Below are 20,301 nucleotides of genomic sequence, written 5' to 3'. Positions count from 1 at the left end.
CATGAAAGCAGCGGCAAAAACGCTAAAACCAAAACGTCAGGAAGAACAGGCCAACTTTGTCAGTTGGCGTTTTGCGTTGCTTTGCGGCTGCATTTTACTGGCGCTGGGTTTCCTGCTCGGACGCGTGGCCTGGCTACAAATCGTCGCCCCTGACATGCTGGTACGCCAGGGCGATATGCGCTCTCTGCGCGTCCAGGAAGTGTCGACATCCCGTGGGATGATCACCGACCGCTCGGGTCGTCCGCTGGCGGTGAGCGTGCCGGTGAAGGCTATCTGGGCCGATCCGAAAGAACTGCATGATGCTGGCGGCATCACGCTTGATAACCGATGGAAGGCCCTTGCGGATGCGCTGAAGATGCCGCTGGACCAGTTATCTTCACGCGTGAATACCAACCCGAGAGGGCGCTTTATCTATCTGGCGCGTCAGGTGAATCCTGACATGGCAGACTACATCAAAAAATTGAAGCTGCCGGGGATCCATCTGCGTGAAGAATCCCGCCGGTACTATCCCTCCGGCGAAGTGACTGCTCACCTCATTGGCTTTACTAACGTTGATAGCCAGGGGATTGAGGGCGTTGAAAAAAGCTTTGATAAATGGCTGACCGGCCAGCCCGGTGAGCGCATTGTGCGTAAAGACCGCTATGGTCGCGTGATCGAGGATATTTCCTCAACGGACAGCCAGGCAGCACACAACCTTGCGCTGAGTATCGATGAGCGGTTACAGGCGCTGGTTTACCGCGAGCTGAACAACGCCGTGGCCTTTAACAAAGCGGAATCGGGCAGTGCCGTGTTAGTTGATGTCAACACGGGTGAAGTGCTGGCGATGGCCAATAGCCCGTCCTACAACCCTAACAATCTTACCGGTACGCAAAAGGATATTATGCGTAACCGTACCATCACCGACGTGTTCGAACCGGGTTCGACCGTTAAGCCGATGGTCGTCATGACTGCACTTCAGCGCGGTATCGTTAATGAAAATACCGTACTGAATACCATTCCTTACCGAATTAACGGTCACGAAATCAAAGATGTGGCGCGCTACAGCGAATTGACCCTGACCGGGGTGTTACAGAAGTCGAGTAACGTCGGTGTTTCAAAGCTGGCGTTAGCGATGCCGTCCTCAGCGTTAGTAGAGACTTACTCACGTTTTGGGCTTGGAAAGGCGACCAATTTGGGGTTGGTCGGAGAACGCAGTGGCTTATATCCTCAAAAACAACGGTGGTCTGACATAGAGAGGGCCACCTTCTCTTTCGGCTACGGGCTAATGGTGACACCGTTACAGTTAGCGCGAGTCTACGCAACGATCGGCAGCTATGGCGTTTATCGTCCGCTGTCGATTACCAAAGTTGATCCACCGGTTCCCGGTGAACGTATCTTCCCGGAATCGACCGTCCGTACTGTTGTTCATATGATGGAAAGCGTGGCGCTGCCCGGCGGCGGCGGCGTGAAGGCGGCAATCAAAGGTTATCGCATCGCTATCAAGACCGGTACGGCGAAAAAAGTGGGGCCTGATGGCCGCTATATCAACAAATACATTGCCTATACCGCAGGCGTTGCGCCTGCAAGCAATCCGCGTTTTGCGCTGGTGGTCGTGATTAACGATCCACAGGCGGGTAAATACTACGGCGGCGCCGTCTCCGCGCCTGTGTTCGGGGCTATCATGGGCGGCGTGTTACGTACCATGAACATTGAACCGGATGCGCTGGCGACGGGCGAAAAAAGTGAATTTGTAATTAATCAAGGCGAGGGTACAGGTGGCAGATCGTAATTTGCGCGACCTTCTCGCTCCGTGGGTGCCAAATGCACCGGAGCGAGCACTGCGAGAGATGATACTGGACAGCCGCGTGGCTGCTTCTGGCGATCTTTTTGTGGCGGTGGTCGGTCATCAGGCGGACGGGCGTCGTTATATCCCGCAGGCGATTGCGCAAGGTGTGGCTGCCATTATTGCTGAGGCTAAAGATGAGGCAACCGACGGTGAGATCCGTGAAATGCACGGGGTGCCGGTTATCTATCTCAGCCAGTTAAACGAGCGTCTTTCCGCACTGGCGGGGCGTTTTTATCACGAACCTTCCGACCAGCTGCGCCTGGTTGGCGTGACGGGTACCAACGGTAAAACCACCACCACGCAGCTGATGGCGCAGTGGGCCCAGCTGCTGGGTGAAACCGGTGCGGTGATGGGGACCGTGGGTAATGGCCTGCTGGGCAAAGTGAGCCCAACGGAAAACACCACCGGCTCCGCGGTAGACGTACAGCATGTGCTTGCCGGTCTGGCAGGGCAGGGGGCAACCTTTGCTGCGATGGAGGTCTCTTCGCACGGTCTGGTACAGCACCGCGTCGCGGCGCTGAAATTTGCCGCTTCCGTGTTTACCAATCTGAGCCGCGATCATCTTGATTATCATGGTGATATGGAGCATTACGAAGCCGCGAAATGGCTGCTGTTCTCTACTCACCATTACGGACAAGCCATCATCAACGCCGACGACGAAGTGGGCCGCCGCTGGCTGGCGAAGCTGCCGGATGCGGTTGCAGTGTCGATGGAAGACCATATCAATCCAAACTGCCACGGCCGCTGGCTGAAGGCGGTTGAAGTGAATTACCACGACAGTGGGGCGACAATCCGCTTTGCCTCTTCCTGGGGTGAAGGCGAAATTGAAAGCCGCCTGATGGGCGCGTTTAACGTCAGCAACCTGCTGCTGGCGCTGGCGACGCTGCTCGCGCTGGGGTATCCAATGGCTGAGCTGCTGAAAACCTCAGCGCGGCTGCAGCCGGTTTGCGGCCGTATGGAAGTGTTCAGCGCGCCGGGCAAACCGACCGTTGTGGTTGATTATGCCCACACGCCGGACGCGCTGGAAAAAGCGCTGGAAGCGGCGCGCCTGCACTGCACAGGGAAGCTCTGGTGCGTGTTTGGCTGCGGCGGCGATCGCGACAAAGGCAAACGCCCGCTGATGGGGGCTATTGCCGAGCAGTTTGCAGATATTCCGGTAGTCACCGATGACAACCCGCGTACGGAAGAGCCGCGCGCCATCATCAATGACATTCTGGCGGGCATGCTGGACGCGGGCCGCGCTCGCGTGGTGGAAGGCCGTGCGGAAGCCGTGACTAACACCATCATGCAGGCGCGGGAGAATGATGTTGTCCTGCTGGCGGGTAAAGGCCATGAAGATTATCAGATCGTTGGCAATCGCCGTCTGGACTACTCGGACCGCGTAACGGCAGCACGTCTGCTGGGAGTCGTGGCATGATTAGCATCACGTTAAGCCAGGCCGCTGCCATTCTGCAGGGCGACCTGCACGGGCAAGACCTGACGATTGATGCCGTCACGACGGACACCCGCAAAATCACCGCAGGCTGTCTGTTTGTGGCGCTGAAAGGCGAGCGTTTTGACGCGCATGATTTTGCTGAACAGGCCAAAGAGAACGGCGCCGGTGCGCTGCTGGTCAGCCGCAAGCTGGATATCGATCTCCCGCAAATTGTGGTGAAAGATACGCGTCTCGCGTTCGGTGAGCTGGCCGCCTGGGTCCGTCAGCAGGTCCCTGCGCGCGTTGTCGCCCTGACCGGATCATCAGGCAAGACGTCGGTGAAAGAGATGACGGCGGCGATCCTCAGCCAGTGTGGGAATACGCTTTATACCGCGGGCAACCTCAATAATGACATCGGCGTGCCGATGACATTACTCCGCCTGACCAAAGAACATGAATTTGCGGTGATCGAGTTAGGGGCAAACCACCAGGGCGAAATCGCCTGGACCGTGAGCCTGACTCGCCCGGAAGCCGCACTGGTGAATAACCTCGCGGCTGCGCATCTGGAAGGCTTTGGCTCGCTGGAAGGCGTAGCAAAAGCCAAAGGTGAGATTTACACCGGCCTGCCGGATGACGGTATCGCCATCCTGAACGCCGATAACAACGACTGGCTGAACTGGCAGAGCATTATTGGTTCGCGTAAAACCTGGCGCTTCTCGCCGAATGCGGTCAACAGTGATTTTACCGCGACCAATATCCATGTGACGTCGCACGGCACAGAATTCACCCTCACCACCCCAACGGGTGGTGTCGATGTGCTGCTGCCGCTGCCGGGTCGCCATAACATCGCCAATGCGCTTGCGGCGGCGGCGTTGTCGACGGCGGTGGGCGCGTCGAATGAAGCGATTAAAACCGGCCTGGCGAACCTGAAAGCCGTGCCGGGACGTCTGTTCCCGATTCAGCTTTCGGAAAATAAGCTGCTGCTGGATGACTCCTACAACGCGAACGTTGGCTCGATGACGGCGGCAGTGCAGGTGTTATCTGAAATGCCGGGCTATCGCATCATGGTAGTTGGCGATATGGCAGAGCTGGGCGACGAAAGCGAAGCCTGTCATACCCAGGTCGGTGAAGCGGCGAAAGCGGCGGGGCTGGACTGTGTGCTGAGCGCAGGAAAACTGAGCCAGGCGATTAGCTATGCCAGCGGCGTTGGCGAGCATTTTGCTGACAAAGCCGCGTTGATAGAGCGCCTCAAAGCGTTGATTGCAGAAAAACAAATTGTGACTGTGTTAGTGAAAGGTTCACGTAGTGCCGCCATGGAAGAGGTTGTGCACGCATTACAGGAGAACGGGACATGTTAGTTTGGCTGGCCGAACATTTGGTCAAATATTATTCAGGCTTTAACGTCTTTTCATATCTGACGTTTCGCGCCATCGTCAGCCTGCTGACTGCGCTGTTCATCTCGTTGTGGATGGGCCCGCGCATGATTGCCCGTCTGCAAAAACTCTCTTTCGGTCAGGTTGTACGTAACGACGGTCCGGAATCGCACTTCAGCAAACGCGGCACGCCGACCATGGGCGGGATCATGATCCTGACCGCCATCGTCGTTTCCGTGCTGCTGTGGGCCTATCCCTCCAACCCGTACGTCTGGTGCGTTCTGACGGTACTGGTGGGTTACGGGATCATCGGTTTTGTTGATGATTACCGCAAAGTTGTTCGTAAAGACACCAAAGGCCTGATTGCCCGCTGGAAATATTTCTGGATGTCGGTGATTGCGCTGGGCGTGGCCTTCGCGCTGTATCTGGCCGGGAAAGATACGCCAGCCACCGAGCTGGTCGTGCCGTTCTTTAAGGACGTGATGCCACAACTGGGGCTGTTCTACATCCTGCTGGCCTACTTTGTGATTGTCGGTACCGGCAACGCCGTAAACCTGACCGACGGTCTGGATGGCCTGGCCATTATGCCAACCGTCTTTGTCGCCGCCGGTTTTGCGCTGGTGGCATGGGCGACCGGTAACATGAACTTTGCGAACTACCTGCACATCCCTTATCTGCGCCACGCGGGTGAGCTGGTGATCGTCTGTACGGCGATTGTCGGCGCGGGGCTGGGCTTCCTGTGGTTCAACACTTATCCGGCGCAGGTCTTTATGGGGGACGTCGGTTCTCTGGCTTTGGGCGGTGCGCTCGGCATTATCGCCGTACTGCTGCGTCAGGAGTTCCTGCTGGTGATCATGGGCGGTGTGTTTGTGGTTGAAACCCTGTCGGTGATTTTGCAGGTCGGTTCCTTCAAGCTGCGCGGTCAGCGCATCTTCCGTATGGCGCCGATTCACCACCACTATGAACTGAAAGGCTGGCCGGAGCCGCGCGTGATTGTGCGCTTCTGGATTATTTCGCTGATGCTGGTGCTGATTGGCCTGGCAACGCTGAAGGTACGTTAATCATGGCAGATTACCAGGGCAAAAAAGTCGTTATCATCGGGTTGGGTCTTACGGGACTCTCCTGCGTGGACTTTTTCCTCGCGCGTGGCGTGACGCCGCGCGTGATGGATACGCGTGTCTCTCCGCCGGGTCTGGACAAACTGCCTGAACAGGTTGAACGCCACCTTGGTGGTCTGAATGATGACTGGCTGCTGGCAGCCGATCTGATTGTCGCCAGCCCGGGAATGGCGCTGGCGCATCCTTCACTGAGCGCTGCCGCGGATGCGGGCGTTGAGATTATCGGCGATATTGAGCTGTTCTGCCGCGAAGCGCAGGCGCCCGTTATCGCCATTACCGGTTCTAACGGTAAAAGCACCGTCACTACCCTGGTGGGTGAAATGGCGAAAGCGGCGGGCATGAACGTCGGCGTTGGCGGTAACATTGGTTTACCCGCTCTGATGCTGCTGGACAAAGGCTGTGAGCTGTATGTTCTCGAGCTTTCCAGCTTCCAGCTGGAAACAACCTCCAGCCTGCACGCTGCGGCTGCGACAATCCTCAACGTGACTGAAGATCACATGGACAGATATCCATTTGGTCTGCAGCAGTACCGTGCCGCCAAGCTGCGCGTTTATGAGAATGCCAAAGTCTGCGTAGTGAATGCCGATGATGCGCTGACCATGCCGGTGCGTGGCGCAGACGATCGCTGCATCAGCTTCGGTATTACGATGGGGGATTACCACCTGAACCGCCAGCTGGGCGAAACCTGGCTGCGCGTGAAGGGTGAGAAAGTGCTGAACGTGAAAGAGATGAAGCTCACTGGTCAGCACAACTATACCAATGCCCTGGCGGCGCTGGCGCTGGCAGATGTAGTAGGGTTGCCACGCTCCTCCAGCCTGAAAGCATTAACCACGTTTTCTGGGCTGGCACACCGTTTCCAGCTGGCGCTGGAGCACAACGGCGTACGCTGGATCAACGATTCTAAAGCCACCAACGTGGGCAGCACGGAGGCCGCGCTGAACGGCCTGCACGTTGACGGCACGCTGCATTTGCTGCTGGGCGGCGACGGTAAATCAGCGGATTTCTCCTCCCTGAAACCGTATCTTTCCGGTGATAACGTCCGTCTGTACTGCTTCGGCCGTGACGGCAGCGAGCTGGCTGCACTGCGCCCTGAGGTCGCCGAGCAAACCGAAACCATGGAACAGGCGATGCGGCTGATTGCTCCTCGCGTGAAGCCAGGCGATATGGTGCTGCTCTCTCCGGCCTGCGCCAGCCTCGATCAATTCAAGAATTTCGAACAGCGTGGTGATGTCTTTACCCGCCTGGCGAAGGAGTTAGGCTGATGCGTTTATCTCTCCCTCGCCTGAAAATGCCGCGCCTGCCAGGATTTGGGATCCTGGTGTGGTTGTTTGCGGCACTCAAAGGCTGGGTGATGGGCTCTCGTCAAAAAGATAACGATAGCCTGGTCATGTACGATCGCACGCTGTTCTGGCTCACGATGGGGCTGGCAGCGGTCGGCTTTATTATGGTGACGTCAGCCTCAATGCCTGTCGGGCAGCGTCTGGCGAACGATCCTTTCCTGTTTGCCAAGCGTGATGGTCTGTACATCATCCTGGCGTTTTGCCTGGCGCTGGTGACCTTGCGTCTGCCAATGGAGTTCTGGCAGCGGCACAGTACGGCGATGCTGATCGCCTCGATTATTATGCTGCTGATCGTACTGGTGGTGGGGAGCTCTGTTAACGGGGCATCGCGCTGGATCGCCTTTGGCCCGCTGCGTATTCAACCTGCGGAATTTACCAAGCTCTCCCTGTTCTGCTACCTGGCTAACTACCTGGTGCGTAAGGTAGATGAAGTGCGTAACAACCTGCGCGGCTTCTTAAAACCGATGGGCGTGATTCTGGTGCTGGCGGTATTACTGCTGGCGCAGCCTGACCTCGGTACCGTTGTCGTGCTGTTCGTTACCACCCTGGCGATGCTGTTCCTGGCGGGCGCGAAGCTGTGGCAGTTCATCGCTATCATCGGAATGGGGATTTCGGCGGTTGTGCTGCTGATCCTCGCCGAGCCTTACCGTATTCGCCGTGTAACCTCGTTCTGGAACCCGTGGGAAGATCCGTTCGGCAGCGGTTATCAGCTGACTCAGTCGCTGATGGCCTTTGGTCGCGGCGAAGTCTGGGGACAGGGTCTGGGTAACTCGGTACAGAAACTGGAGTATTTACCGGAAGCGCACACTGACTTCATCTTCTCCATTATTGCGGAAGAACTGGGTTATATCGGTGTGGTATTAGCGCTATTAATGGTATTCTTCGTCGCTTTCCGCGCCATGTCCATCGGCCGGAAAGCGCTGGAGATCGATCACCGCTTCTCAGGATTCTTAGCCTGTTCAATTGGTATCTGGTTTAGCTTCCAGGCATTGGTTAACGTCGGGGCCGCAGCGGGTATGCTGCCGACCAAAGGTCTGACGTTGCCGTTGATCAGTTATGGTGGTTCCAGTCTGTTGATTATGTCGACGGCCATCATGTTTTTGTTGCGTATAGATTATGAGACGCGTCTGGAAAAAGCCCAGGCGTTTACACGAGGTTCACGATGAATCAACCGAAGCGGTTAATGGTGATGGCAGGCGGTACCGGCGGACACGTGTTCCCGGGACTGGCGGTTGCGCACCATTTAATGGATCAGGGCTGGCAGGTACGCTGGCTGGGAACCGCAGACCGCATGGAAGCCGATCTGGTACCGAAGCACGGTATCGAGATCGACTTTATTCGTATTTCCGGCCTTCGGGGCAAAGGCCTCAAGGCAATGCTGCTGGCACCGGTGCGTATTTTTAACGCCTGGCGTCAGGCGCGCACCATCATGAAGCGCTTTAAGCCGGATGTGGTGCTGGGCATGGGCGGCTATGTCTCGGGTCCTGGCGGGCTGGCGGCGTGGTCGTTAGGTATTCCCGTTGTGCTGCATGAGCAGAACGGTATTGCCGGTCTGACCAACAAGTGGCTGGCGAAAATCGCCACCAAAGTTATGCAGGCGTTTCCCGGCGCGTTCCCGAAAGCGGACGTCGTAGGTAACCCGGTGCGTGTGGACGTGCTGGCGCTGCCGCTGCCGGACGCTCGTCTGACGGGCCGTGAAGGGCCGGTGCGTGTACTGGTCGTCGGCGGCTCTCAGGGCGCGCGCATCCTAAACCAGACGATGCCGCAGGTTGCCGCAAAGCTGGGGGATGCCGTGACGATCTGGCACCAGAGCGGAAAAGGCGCTCAGCAGACCGTTGAGCAGGCTTACGCAGACGAAGGTCAGCCGCAGCATAAAGTCACAGAGTTTATCGACGACATGGCGGCAGCGTATGCCTGGGCCGATGTCGTGGTCTGTCGTTCAGGCGCCCTGACGGTGAGCGAGATCGCCGCCGCCGGTCTGCCTGCCCTGTTTGTGCCTTTCCAGCACAAAGACAGACAGCAGTACTGGAATGCGCTGCCGCTTGAGAAAGCCGGTGCCGCGAAGATATTTGAACAGCCACAATTTACCGCCGACGCGGTCGCCACCACCCTGGCGGGCTGGAACAGAGACGCACTGCTGGAGATGGCGCAACGCGCGCGCGCGGCCGCTATCCCTGATGCGACGGAACGGGTGGCAAAAGAAGTGAGCCTGGCAGCCCAGGCTTAACCCTCGCAGCGCGTGAAGCGCGGCACGAATTTTAAGTAGTCGATGGCGTTTAGAGAATGAATACACAACAACTGGCAAAACTGCGTTCAATCGTGCCCGAGATGCGTCGCGTCCGGCACATTCACTTTGTTGGCATCGGTGGTGCTGGCATGGGCGGTATTGCCGAAGTGTTAGCTAACGAAGGCTATCAGATCAGCGGGTCTGACCTGGCGCCAAACCCTGTTACGCAGCAGCTGGCGTCGCTTGGGGCGACTATCTATTTCAACCATCGTCCGGAAAACGTGCGCGATGCGAGCGTGGTGGTGGTCTCAAGCGCCATCTCCTCTGACAATCCGGAAATCGTTGCCGCGCATGAAGCGCGCATTCCGGTGATCCGCCGTGCAGAAATGCTGGCGGAACTGATGCGTTTCCGTCACGGCATCGCTATTGCCGGGACCCACGGTAAAACCACGACCACGGCGATGGTCTCCAGTATTTATGCGGAAGCGGGTCTCGATCCGACCTTCGTCAACGGCGGTCTGGTCAAAGCCGCAGGCGTACATGCGCGTCTGGGCCACAGCCGTTATCTGATTGCCGAAGCGGATGAGAGCGACGCGTCGTTCCTGCACCTGCAGCCAATGGTGGCGATTGTCACCAACATCGAAGCTGACCATATGGATACCTACCAGGGCGACTTCGAAAACCTAAAGCAGACCTTCATCAACTTCCTGCACAACCTGCCGTTCTATGGACGCGCGGTGATGTGCGTAGACGATCCGGTGATCCGCGAGCTGCTGCCGCGCGTGGGTCGTCAAATCACCACTTACGGCTTCAGCGAAGACGCTGACGTTCGCGTGGAAGAGTACAAACAGATTGGTGCGCAGGGGCATTTCACGCTGGCGCGTCAGGACAAAGAACTGCTGCACGTCACGCTGAATGCGCCAGGTCGTCATAACGCCCTCAATGCCGCAGCGGCAGTGGCCGTCGCGACGGAAGAAGGCATTGATGATGATGCGATTCTGCGCGCGCTGGAAAGCTTCCAGGGCACCGGCCGTCGCTTCGACTTCCTCGGTGAATTCCCGCTGGACGCCGTGAACGGTAAAGCCGGCACAGCGATGCTGGTGGACGACTACGGCCACCATCCGACCGAAGTGGACGCCACCATCAAAGCCGCACGTGCAGGCTGGCCTGACAAGAATCTGGTGATGATCTTCCAGCCGCACCGCTTCACGCGTACGCGCGATCTGTACGACGATTTCGCCAGCGTCCTTTCACAGGTCGATACACTGTTAATGCTGGATGTTTATTCAGCGGGCGAAACTCCGATTCCGGGCGCAGACAGTCGTTCTTTATGTCGAACCATCCGTGGACGCGGTAAAGTGGACCCTATTCTGGTTTCTGACCCTGCACAGGTGGCGGAAATTCTGGCACCGGTCCTGACAGGTAACGATCTGATTCTGATTCAGGGGGCGGGAAATATCGGCAAAATCGCCCGTACCTTAGCTGAAATCAAACTGAAGCCGCAAACTCAGGAGGATGAGCATCATGGCTGATAAGATTGCTGTCCTGTCTGGCGGAGCCTCAGCAGAGCGTGAGGTTTCCCTGAATTCCGGCGCGGCTGTGCTCGCGGGCCTGCGTGAAGGGGGCGTCAATGCGCACCTGGTCGACCCAAAAGAGGTCGACTTGACGCAATTAAAAGCCATGGGTTTCGATAAAGTCTTTATCGCTTTGCATGGTCGCGGCGGTGAAGATGGCACCCTGCAGGGGCTTCTGGATTTGATCGGCATGCCGTACACCGGCAGCGGCGTGATGGCCTCCGCTATCTCTATGGATAAACTGCGCAGCAAACTCCTGTGGCAGGGCGCGGGGTTACCCGTTGCGCCATGGGTTGCGCTGACGCGTCGCGAATTTAAATTGGGCCTGCCGGATAGCGTTAATACACGCATTGCTGAACTGGGCTTACCGGTTATTGTAAAGCCCAGCCGGGAAGGCTCCAGTGTGGGAATGTCCAAAGTCGACAAAGCTGAAGATTTTTCGTCCGCTTTAGCACTGGCATTTCAACATGATGAAGAAGTTCTGATTGAAAAATGGCTCAGCGGGCCAGAATTTACCGTCGCGATGCTTGGCGAAGAAATTTTACCGTCAATCCGTATCCAACCGGCCGGAACCTTCTATGATTATGAGGCGAAGTATCTCTCTGATGAGACGCAATATTTCTGCCCTTGTGGTCTTGAAGCCGAGCGTGAAGCAGATTTACAGTCCCTGGTGCTTAAAGCCTGGCATGTTCTGGGTTGCCGCGGCTGGGGACGCATCGACGTGATGCAGGACAGTGATGGGCAATTTTATTTGCTGGAAGCCAATACCTCTCCGGGAATGACCAGTCACAGCCTTGTGCCGATGGCTGCACGTCAGGCGGGGATGAGTTTCTCGCAGTTAGTCGTACGCATTCTGGACCAGGCGGGCTGATATGTCTCAGGCTGCATTGAACACGCGCAACCGCGATGACGAGGACGAATACACCTCTTCACGCCGCAGTAATGGAACGCGTCTTGCAGGCATCATTTTCCTGCTCGGGGTGTTGTGCACTGTGTTTATCAGCGGCTGGATGGTCCTGGGCTGGATGGAAGATGCGCAGCGGTTGCCGCTCTCTAAGCTGGTGGTCACCGGCGAGCGCCACTACACGCGTAACGACGATATTCGTCAGTCAATACTGGCGCTGGGCTCGCCTGGCACCTTTATGACGCAGGACGTCAATATTATCCAGAGCCAGATAGAACGTCTGCCATGGATAAAACAGGCGAGCGTAAGAAAGCAATGGCCTGATGAATTGAAGATTCATCTGGTTGAATATGTGCCCATTGCGCGTTGGAATGATCAGCACATGGTTGACGTAGACGGAAATTCCTTCAGCGTCCCGACCGATCGTGTCAACAAGCAAAATTTACCGATGTTGTATGGCCCTGAAGGCAGCGAAAACGAAGTGTTACAGGGTTTTCGCGAGATGGGTCAGGTGCTGGCGAAGGACAGGTTTACGTTAAAAGATGCTGCCATGACGGCGCGCCGTTCCTGGCAGCTGACGTTAACGAACGGCATTAAGCTCAACCTGGGACGCGGAGACACAATGAAGCGTCTGGCGCGTTTTGTCGAACTTTACCCGGTTTTACAGCAGCAGGCACAGACTGACGGCAAACGGATAAGCTACGTTGATTTGCGCTATGACTCAGGCGCAGCAGTCGGTTGGGTACCGGCTCCGGTCGAGGAACCTAATCAGCAACAGAATCAGGCACAGGTACAGGCAGAACAACAATGATCAAGGCGACGGACAGAAAACTGGTAGTTGGACTGGAGATTGGCACCGCGAAGGTTGCCGCTTTAGTAGGGGAAGTTCTGCCCGACGGTATGGTCAATATCATTGGCGTAGGCAGTTGCCCGTCCCGTGGTATGGATAAAGGTGGGGTAAACGATCTTGAATCGGTGGTGAAATGCGTTCAGCGCGCCATCGATCAGGCTGAATTGATGGCAGATTGCCAGATTTCTTCTGTCTATCTGGCCCTTTCTGGTAAGCACATTAGCTGCCAGAACGAAATTGGTATGGTGCCGATTTCTGAGGAAGAAGTGACGCAGGAAGACGTTGAAAACGTCGTGCACACGGCGAAGTCCGTGCGCGTCCGCGATGAGCATCGCGTGCTGCATGTCATCCCGCAGGAATATGCGATTGACTACCAGGAAGGGATTAAGAACCCGGTGGGTCTTTCCGGCGTACGTATGCAGGCAAAAGTGCACCTGATCACATGTCACAACGATATGGCGAAGAACATTGTAAAAGCCGTTGAACGTTGTGGCCTGAAAGTTGACCAACTTATTTTCGCGGGTCTGGCGGCAAGTTATTCCGTGCTGACCGAAGATGAACGTGAACTGGGTGTCTGTGTGGTCGATATTGGTGGTGGTACAATGGATATCGCCGTATATACCGGCGGTGCGTTGCGCCACACCAAAGTGATCCCGTACGCAGGGAACGTCGTGACCAGCGATATTGCTTACGCTTTTGGTACGCCGCCGAGCGATGCAGAAGCGATTAAAGTGCGCCACGGCTGTGCGCTGGGGTCTATTGTTGGCAAAGATGAGAGCGTTGAAGTGCCGAGCGTTGGTGGTCGTCCACCGCGCAGCCTGCAGCGCCAGACGTTGGCAGAGGTGATTGAGCCGCGCTATACCGAGCTGCTCAACCTGGTCAACGAAGAGATTTTACAGTTACAGGAACAGCTTCGTCAGCAGGGCGTTAAACATCATCTTGCGGCGGGGATTGTATTAACCGGCGGCGCAGCGCAAATTGAAGGTCTTGCGGCCTGTGCACAGCGCGTGTTCCATACGCAGGTGCGTATTGGTGCGCCGCTGAATATCACCGGTTTAACGGATTATGCTCAGGAGCCGTATTATTCAACGGCCGTGGGCCTGCTCCACTACGGGAAGGAATCTCATCTCAGTGGTGAAGCAGAAGTGGAAAAACGCGTCTCAGTGGGGTCGTGGGTCAAACGACTGAACAACTGGTTGCGAAAAGAGTTTTAATTTTTTTAAGAGACCGGAGAGAATTAGCGGTCTCGGGCGACAGGCACAACGGAGAGAGAAATTATGTTTGAACCTATGGAACTGACCAACGACGCGGTGATTAAAGTCATCGGCGTCGGTGGCGGCGGCGGTAACGCCGTAGAGCATATGGTGCGTGAACGCATTGAGGGTGTTGAGTTCTTCGCAGTTAACACCGATGCACAGGCACTGCGTAAAACGGCTGTAGGCCAGACTATCCAGATCGGCGGTGGTATCACCAAAGGGCTGGGAGCAGGGGCTAACCCGGAAGTGGGTCGCAATGCGGCTGAAGAAGATCGTGAAGCCCTGCGCGCTGCACTGGAAGGTGCGGACATGGTCTTCATCGCAGCAGGTATGGGTGGCGGTACCGGTACCGGCGCAGCACCTGTTGTGGCTGAAGTGGCAAAAGATTTAGGTATCCTGACCGTTGCTGTCGTGACCAAGCCTTTCAACTTTGAAGGCAAGAAGCGTATGGCTTTCGCGGAGCAGGGTATCACCGAGCTGTCCAAGCATGTGGACTCGCTGATCACCATCCCGAACGATAAGCTGTTGAAAGTTCTGGGTCGCGGTATCTCCCTGCTGGACGCATTCGGTGCAGCAAACGACGTGCTGAAAGGTGCGGTTCAGGGTATCGCTGAACTGATTACCCGTCCTGGCCTGATGAACGTTGACTTTGCAGACGTTCGCACCGTGATGTCCGAAATGGGCTACGCGATGATGGGCTCTGGCGTGGCGAGCGGTGAAGACCGTGCAGAAGAAGCGGCTGAAATGGCTATCTCTTCTCCACTGCTGGAAGATATCGATCTGTCTGGTGCGCGCGGCGTGCTGGTCAACATTACCGCTGGCTTTGACCTGCGTCTGGATGAGTTCGAAACCGTGGGTAACACTATCCGTGCGTTCGCCTCTGACAACGCTACCGTGGTAATCGGTACTTCCCTTGACCCTGAAATGAACGACGAGCTGCGTGTTACCGTTGTTGCGACCGGTATCGGTATGGACAAACGTCCTGAGATCACCTTAGTGACCAACAAGCAGGCTCAGCAACCGGTAATGGATCGTTACCAGCAGCACGGTATGTCTCCTCTGACTCAGGAGCAGAAACCGGCCGCGAAAGTGGTGAACGACCCAACGCCGCAAACGGCGAAAGAGCCAGATTATCTGGATATCCCGGCGTTCCTGCGTAAGCAAGCTGACTAAGAATTGGCTGGAATTAGGGGATTTGCGCTCTTTGTGCTAAACTGGCCCACCGTTAGTGATATACACTCTCGGTTGGATAGTTAATTTGGCGAGATTATACGATGATCAAACAAAGGACACTTAAACGTATCGTTCAGGCGACAGGTGTCGGTTTACATACCGGCAAGAAAGTCACGCTGACGTTACGCCCTGCGCCGGCCAATACCGGGGTCATCTATCGTCGCACCGACTTGAATCCACCGGTAGATTTTCCGGCCGATGCCAAATCTGTGCGTGATACTATGCTCTGTACTTGTCTGGTGAACGAGCATGACGTGCGGATTTCTACCGTAGAGCACCTGAACGCCGCCCTGGCGGGGCTGGGTATCGACAACATTATTGTTGAAGTCGATGCGCCAGAAATCCCGATTATGGATGGCAGTGCTGCACCGTTCGTCTATCTGTTGCTGGATGCCGGCATCGAAGAACTGAACTGCGCGAAGAAATTTGTACGCATCAAAGAGACCGTTCGCGTCGAAGATGGCGACAAGTGGGCTGAATTCAAACCGTACAATGGTTTCTCGTTGGACTTTACCATCGACTTTAACCATCCGGCGATTGACTCCAGCACCCAACGCTATGCGATGAACTTCTCTGCGGATGCGTTTATGCGCCAGATCAGCCGAGCCCGTACATTTGGCTTCATGCGTGATATCGAATATCTGCAGTCCCGCGGCCTGTGCCTGGGCGGCAGCTTCGATTGTGCCATCGTTGTTGACGATTATCGCGTACTGAACGAAGACGGCCTGCGTTTCGAAGATGAATTCGTTCGTCACAAAATGCTGGATGCTATCGGCGACCTGTTCATGTGTGGTCACAACATCATTGGTGCATTTACCGCGTTCAAATCCGGTCATGCGCTGAACAACAAACTGTTGCAGGCCGTCCTGGCAAAACAGGAAGCCTGGGAATATGTGACCTTCGAAGACGAAGCTGAACTGCCGCTGGCTTTCAAAGCACCAAGCATGGTTCTGGCGTAACGGTTCAGACCGTTTCGTAAAAAAATCGACTGGTTAACCTGGTACTCTCTCCGACCAGGAAGACCAGTCGTTTTTATTTTTACCCTTCTTCGTTTGCCCCGGCGTTATCTCTCGTTTGTCTTACGCAGAAAATGTGTGCGTTAGCTGCATTCTTGACCGTTTTTCCCCGCGGCGGCACCTCATTCCTGCTGATGTACATTAGCTTTAGTGGTACTATCTGGGCGCTAAAAAGAATAACTGAACTCAGCCTCTGCAAGGCTGGCTTATTGGGTGGAGCAGGTGAGCGGAATACTGACGCGCTGGCGACAATTTGGCAGACGTTACTTCTGGCCGCATCTCTTATTAGGGATGGTCGCGGCGAGTTTCGGCTTGCCTGCGCTCAGCAACAGTGCCGAAGCGGCGACGCCCGCGAAAACCTCTACCACCAAACACGATCTCAACACGCGGGTTAACTTTACAAACCTCGCGTGGCTTGAAGCCAGCCGCCGCCCGAATTTCTCCGTTGATTACTGGCACCAGCACGCTATCCGCACGGTTATCCGTCATCTCTCCTTCGCGATGGCACCACAGGCCATGCCTGTGGCGGAAGAGACGCTTCCGGTGCAGGCACAGCATCTTGCGCTGCTGGACACGCTCAACGCTCTGCTCACGCAGGACAGCCAGCCGCCGGTTATGGTTCGCCAGACGACGCAGCTCGCGCTCGTTCCGCCTGTCTCATTCTCTGTTTCAACCTGGATTAGCCAGACTCACGGCATTCGTGCCGGGCCGCAACGCCTCAGCTAAATTAACTTTTTCAATACCTTAATTTATCTGCCCACGATGGGGCGTTTGAGAATTTATTATGCTAATCAAATTGTTAACTAAAGTTTTTGGTAGTCGTAACGATCGTACCCTGCGCCGTATGCGCAAAGCTGTTGCTGTCATCAACGGTATGGAACCGGCGATGGAGAAGCTCTCTGATGATGAGCTGAAAGCGAAAACGGCGGAATTCCGTGCGCGTCTGGAAAAAGGCGAAACCTTAGAAAGCCTGATCCCGGAAGCGTTTGCTGTTGTGCGTGAAGCAAGTAAGCGCGTATTCGGCATGCGTCACTTCGACGTTCAGCTGCTGGGCGGTATGGTGCTTAACGAGCGCTGCATCGCGGAAATGCGTACCGGTGAAGGTAAAACCCTGACCGCAACGCTGCCGGCTTACCTGAACGCGCTGACCGGTAAAGGCGTTCACGTGGTAACCGTCAACGACTATCTGGCGCAGCGTGACGCCGAAAACAACCGTCCACTATTCGAATTCCTCGGTATGACCGTCGGCATCAACATGTCCGGCCTGCCTGCGCCAGCCAAGCGTGAAGCGTATAACGCGGACATTACCTACGGTACCAACAACGAATACGGCTTCGACTACCTGCGTGACAACATGGCGTTCAGCCCGGAAGAGCGCGTACAGCGTAAACTGCACTATGCGCTGGTGGATGAGGTGGACTCCATCCTGATCGATGAAGCGCGTACTCCGCTTATCATCTCCGGCCCGGCTGAAGACAGCTCCGAGATGTACCGTAAGGTCGACAAAATCATTCCACACCTGCTGCGTCAGGAGAAAGAGGACTCGGATACCTTCCAGGGTGAAGGCCACTTCTCCGTTGATGAAAAAGCGCGCCAGGTGAACCTGACCGAACGTGGTCTGGTGAAAATTGAAGAGCTGCTGGTCGCTGAAGGCATTATGGAAGAGGGCGAGTCTCTGTACTCCCCGAGCAACATTATGCTGATGCACCACGTGACTGCCGCGCTGCGTGCCCACGCGCTGTTCACCCGCGACGTCGACTACATCGTAAAAGACGGTGAAGTGATCATCGTCGATGAGCACACCGGCCGTACCATGCAGGGACGTCGCTGGTCTGACGGTCTGCACCAGGCTGTGGAAGCCAAAGAAGGTGTGGATATTCAGAATGAAAACCAGACCCTGGCGTCTATCACCTTCCAGAACTACTTCCGTCTGTACGAGAAACTGGCGGGGATGACCGGTACTGCTGATACCGAAGCGTTTGAATTCAGCTCTATCTACAAGCTGGATACCGTGGTCGTTCCAACCAACCGTCCGATGATCCGTAAGGATATGCCGGACCTGGTGTACATGACCGAAGCGGAAAAAATTCAGGCGATCATCGAAGATATTCGCGACCGTACTGCCAATGGCCAGCCGGTTCTGGTGGGGACCATCTCCATCGAGAAATCCGAAGTGGTTTCGCACGAGCTGACGAAAGCGGGTATCCAACACAACGTTCTTAACGCCAAATTCCACGCCAAAGAAGCGGACATCGTTGCGCAGGCGGGTTATCCGGCTGCCGTAACCATCGCCACCAACATGGCGGGTCGTGGTACCGACATTATGCTGGGCGGTAGCTGGCAGGCTGAAGTGGCGGAGCTGGAAAACCCAACGCCAGAACAGATTGCCCAGATCAAAGCCGACTGGCAGGTTCGTCATGACGCCGTTCTGGCTTCCGGCGGTCTGCATATCATCGGTACAGAGCGTCATGAATCCCGTCGTATCGATAACCAGCTGCGTGGTCGTGCGGGTCGTCAGGGGGATGCCGGTTCATCCCGTTTCTACCTGTCTATGGAAGATGCGCTGATGCGTATTTTTGCCTCCGACCGTGTATCCGGCATGATGCGTAAGCTGGGGATGAAACCTGGCGAAGCTATTGAGCACCCGTGGGTCACCAAAGCGATCGCTAACGCACAGCGTAAAGTGGAAAGCCGCAACTTTGATATCCGTAAGCAGCTGCTGGAATATGATGATGTGGCTAACGATCAGCGCCGTGCGATCTACACCCAGCGTAACGAACTGCTGGACGTGTCCGACGTGAGCGAAACCATCAACAGCATTCGTGAAGATGTGTTCAAAGCCACCATCGACGCGCATATTCCACCGCAGTCTCTGGAAGAGATGTGGGATATTGAAGGCCTGCAGGAACGTCTGAAAAATGACTTTGACCTCGAACTGCCAATCAAAGAGTGGCTGGACAAAGAGCCTGAGCTGCACGAAGAGACCCTGCGTGAACGTATCTTTGAAACCGCGCTGGACGTTTACAAGCGTAAGGAAGAGGTTGTTGGCGCTGAAATGATGCGTCACTTCGAAAAAGGCGTGATGCTGCAGACTCTGGACTCCCTGTGGAAAGAGCACCTGGCGGCGATGGACTACCTGCGTCAGGGTATCCACCTGCGTGGCTATGCGCAGAAAGATCCGAAGCAGGAATACAAGCGTGAATCCTTCTCCATGTTTGCGTCTATGCTGGAGTCACTGAAGTACGAAGTGATCAGCACCCTGAGCAAGGTTCAGGTGCGTATGCCGGAAGAAGTGGAAGCGATGGAGCTGCAGCGTCGTGAAGAAGCCGAGCGTCTGGCACAAATGCAACAGCTGAGTCATCAGACCGACGACAGCGAAGCCGCAGCGGCGATCGCCGCGCAGACCGGCGATCGTAAAGTGGGTCGTAACGATCCGTGCCCGTGTGGTTCCGGTAAAAAGTACAAGGCGTGCCACGGCCGTCTGAGCTAAGTTCATAAAAAAACAAAAAGGCGCAGACATCTGCGCCTTTTTTATGGAAGTAACAATATGAAAATACTGCAAATTGCCGTCGGGATTATTCGCAACCCGCAAAACCAAATCTTCATCACCCAGCGCGCTGCCGACGCCCATATGGCGAACAAGTGGGAGTTTCCGGGCGGTAAAATCGAGTCAGGTGAAACGCCGGAAGAGGCGCTGGTTCGGGAACTTCAGGAAGAAGTCGGGATTACCCCGCTTGGCGCTACGCTGTTTGATAAGCTTGAGTACCAGTTTCCGGACAGGCACATCACGCTGTGGTTCTGGCTGGTGGAAAACTGGGAAGGTGAACCCTGGGGAAAAGAGGGACAGCCGGGTAACTGGGTAGAGCTTCAGGCAAGTGATGCCGAAAAATTCCCGCCAGCTAATGAACCTGTGATCCTGCGGTTAGTCGCACAACCGTAGGCCTGCTGAGCGACGCGCCAGCAGGCTTTACAGATTACTGCTGGGTTTCACTCCAGTCGTCGCTGTCGGAGAGATCGCCTTTACTCGGAATGCGTTTCTCTTCCGCCGCCCATTCGCCCAGGTCAATAAGCTGGCAGCGTTTGCAGCAGAATGGGCGGAACGGACTCACTTCGCCCCAGACAACGGTTTTGCCACAGGTAGGGCAGTTTACGGTGGTGACATCAGACATCG

General features: G+C 55.9%; 17 protein-coding genes. 16 read left to right on the top strand and 1 reads right to left on the bottom strand.

Going from position 1 to position 20,301, the window contains the following annotated elements; translation table 11 throughout:
• Window position 1: 1 nt before the first annotated feature.
• The 16 genes from OTG14_RS13835 (at window position 2) to mutT (ending at window position 20,070) form a co-directional block, all read left to right on the top strand.
• A complete protein-coding gene (locus OTG14_RS13835) occupies window positions 2-1,768 on the top strand; it encodes a peptidoglycan glycosyltransferase FtsI (protein ID WP_024907454.1) in 1,767 nt (588 codons plus the stop codon).
• On the top strand, window positions 1,755-3,242 hold the full coding sequence (gene murE / locus OTG14_RS13830; RefSeq protein WP_032649816.1) for a UDP-N-acetylmuramoyl-L-alanyl-D-glutamate--2,6-diaminopimelate ligase: 1,488 nt from the start codon (window positions 1,755-1,757) through the stop codon (window positions 3,240-3,242). Before OTG14_RS13835 ends, murE begins: the two co-directional genes overlap by 14 nt.
• Window positions 3,239-4,597 carry a UDP-N-acetylmuramoyl-tripeptide--D-alanyl-D-alanine ligase gene (gene murF / locus OTG14_RS13825; RefSeq protein ID WP_267215250.1) on the top strand — a complete coding sequence of 453 codons (1,359 nt, stop codon included), beginning with the start codon at window positions 3,239-3,241 and terminating at the stop codon, window positions 4,595-4,597. Before murE ends, murF begins: the two co-directional genes overlap by 4 nt.
• Window positions 4,591-5,673 (top strand): phospho-N-acetylmuramoyl-pentapeptide-transferase, encoded by a 1,083-nt coding sequence (mraY, locus tag OTG14_RS13820; protein ID WP_008501985.1) that lies wholly within the window; start codon window positions 4,591-4,593, stop codon window positions 5,671-5,673. Before murF ends, mraY begins: the two co-directional genes overlap by 7 nt.
• 2 nt (window positions 5,674-5,675) lie before the next feature.
• Window positions 5,676-6,992 (top strand): UDP-N-acetylmuramoyl-L-alanine--D-glutamate ligase, encoded by a 1,317-nt coding sequence (murD, locus tag OTG14_RS13815; protein WP_267215249.1) that lies wholly within the window; start codon window positions 5,676-5,678, stop codon window positions 6,990-6,992.
• Window positions 6,992-8,236, top strand: coding sequence for a cell division protein FtsW (ftsW, locus tag OTG14_RS13810; RefSeq protein WP_048989648.1), 1,245 nt, complete (start codon window positions 6,992-6,994; stop codon window positions 8,234-8,236). The genes murD and ftsW overlap by 1 nt, the downstream gene beginning before the upstream one ends.
• Window positions 8,233-9,297: an undecaprenyldiphospho-muramoylpentapeptide beta-N-acetylglucosaminyltransferase gene (gene murG / locus OTG14_RS13805; RefSeq protein ID WP_023334504.1), complete on the top strand. Its 1,065-nt coding sequence runs from the start codon at window positions 8,233-8,235 to the stop codon at window positions 9,295-9,297. Before ftsW ends, murG begins: the two co-directional genes overlap by 4 nt.
• A gap of 56 nt (window positions 9,298-9,353) precedes the next feature.
• Window positions 9,354-10,829 (top strand): UDP-N-acetylmuramate--L-alanine ligase, encoded by a 1,476-nt coding sequence (gene murC, locus OTG14_RS13800; protein WP_032649810.1) that lies wholly within the window; start codon window positions 9,354-9,356, stop codon window positions 10,827-10,829.
• On the top strand, window positions 10,822-11,742 hold the full coding sequence (locus tag OTG14_RS13795) for a D-alanine--D-alanine ligase (protein ID WP_267215248.1): 921 nt from the start codon (window positions 10,822-10,824) through the stop codon (window positions 11,740-11,742). The genes murC and OTG14_RS13795 overlap by 8 nt, the downstream gene beginning before the upstream one ends.
• 1 nt (window position 11,743) lies before the next feature.
• On the top strand, window positions 11,744-12,586 hold the full coding sequence (gene ftsQ, locus OTG14_RS13790) for a cell division protein FtsQ (protein WP_024907461.1): 843 nt from the start codon (window positions 11,744-11,746) through the stop codon (window positions 12,584-12,586).
• Complete coding sequence (gene ftsA, locus OTG14_RS13785; RefSeq protein ID WP_023334508.1) at window positions 12,583-13,839, top strand: cell division protein FtsA; 1,257 nt, start codon at window positions 12,583-12,585, stop codon at window positions 13,837-13,839. Before ftsQ ends, ftsA begins: the two co-directional genes overlap by 4 nt.
• Window positions 13,840-13,902: 63 nt before the next feature.
• A complete protein-coding gene (gene ftsZ, locus OTG14_RS13780) occupies window positions 13,903-15,054 on the top strand; it encodes a cell division protein FtsZ (RefSeq protein ID WP_267215247.1) in 1,152 nt (383 codons plus the stop codon).
• A 101-nt stretch (window positions 15,055-15,155) separates the two neighbouring features.
• Entirely contained in the window at window positions 15,156-16,073 is a 918-nt protein-coding gene (lpxC, locus tag OTG14_RS13775) for a UDP-3-O-acyl-N-acetylglucosamine deacetylase (protein ID WP_008501977.1), read from the top strand.
• A gap of 279 nt (window positions 16,074-16,352) precedes the next feature.
• Window positions 16,353-16,856, top strand: coding sequence for a secA translation cis-regulator SecM (gene secM, locus OTG14_RS13770; RefSeq protein ID WP_073961640.1), 504 nt, complete (start codon window positions 16,353-16,355; stop codon window positions 16,854-16,856).
• A 58-nt stretch (window positions 16,857-16,914) separates the two neighbouring features.
• Window positions 16,915-19,620: a preprotein translocase subunit SecA gene (gene secA / locus OTG14_RS13765; RefSeq protein WP_267215246.1), complete on the top strand. Its 2,706-nt coding sequence runs from the start codon at window positions 16,915-16,917 to the stop codon at window positions 19,618-19,620.
• Window positions 19,621-19,677: 57 nt separating this feature from the next.
• The gene (gene mutT / locus OTG14_RS13760; protein ID WP_023310403.1) at window positions 19,678-20,070 is read left to right on the top strand and encodes an 8-oxo-dGTP diphosphatase MutT; all 393 of its coding nucleotides are present in this window, start codon (window positions 19,678-19,680) and stop codon (window positions 20,068-20,070) included.
• A gap of 34 nt (window positions 20,071-20,104) precedes the next feature.
• Here the strand turns inward: mutT and yacG are convergent, their stop codons facing one another.
• The gene (gene yacG, locus OTG14_RS13755) at window positions 20,105-20,299 is read right to left on the bottom strand and encodes a DNA gyrase inhibitor YacG (RefSeq protein ID WP_024907465.1); all 195 of its coding nucleotides are present in this window, start codon (window positions 20,297-20,299) and stop codon (window positions 20,105-20,107) included.
• Window positions 20,300-20,301 lie beyond the last annotated feature (2 nt).

The sequence above is a fragment of the Enterobacter pseudoroggenkampii genome, assembly GCF_026420145.1.
Classification (GTDB): Bacteria; Pseudomonadota; Gammaproteobacteria; order Enterobacterales; family Enterobacteriaceae; genus Enterobacter; species Enterobacter pseudoroggenkampii.
The sequence above is the reverse complement of the archived record's forward strand: the minus strand, read 5'-3'. Positions and strand labels throughout refer to the sequence as shown.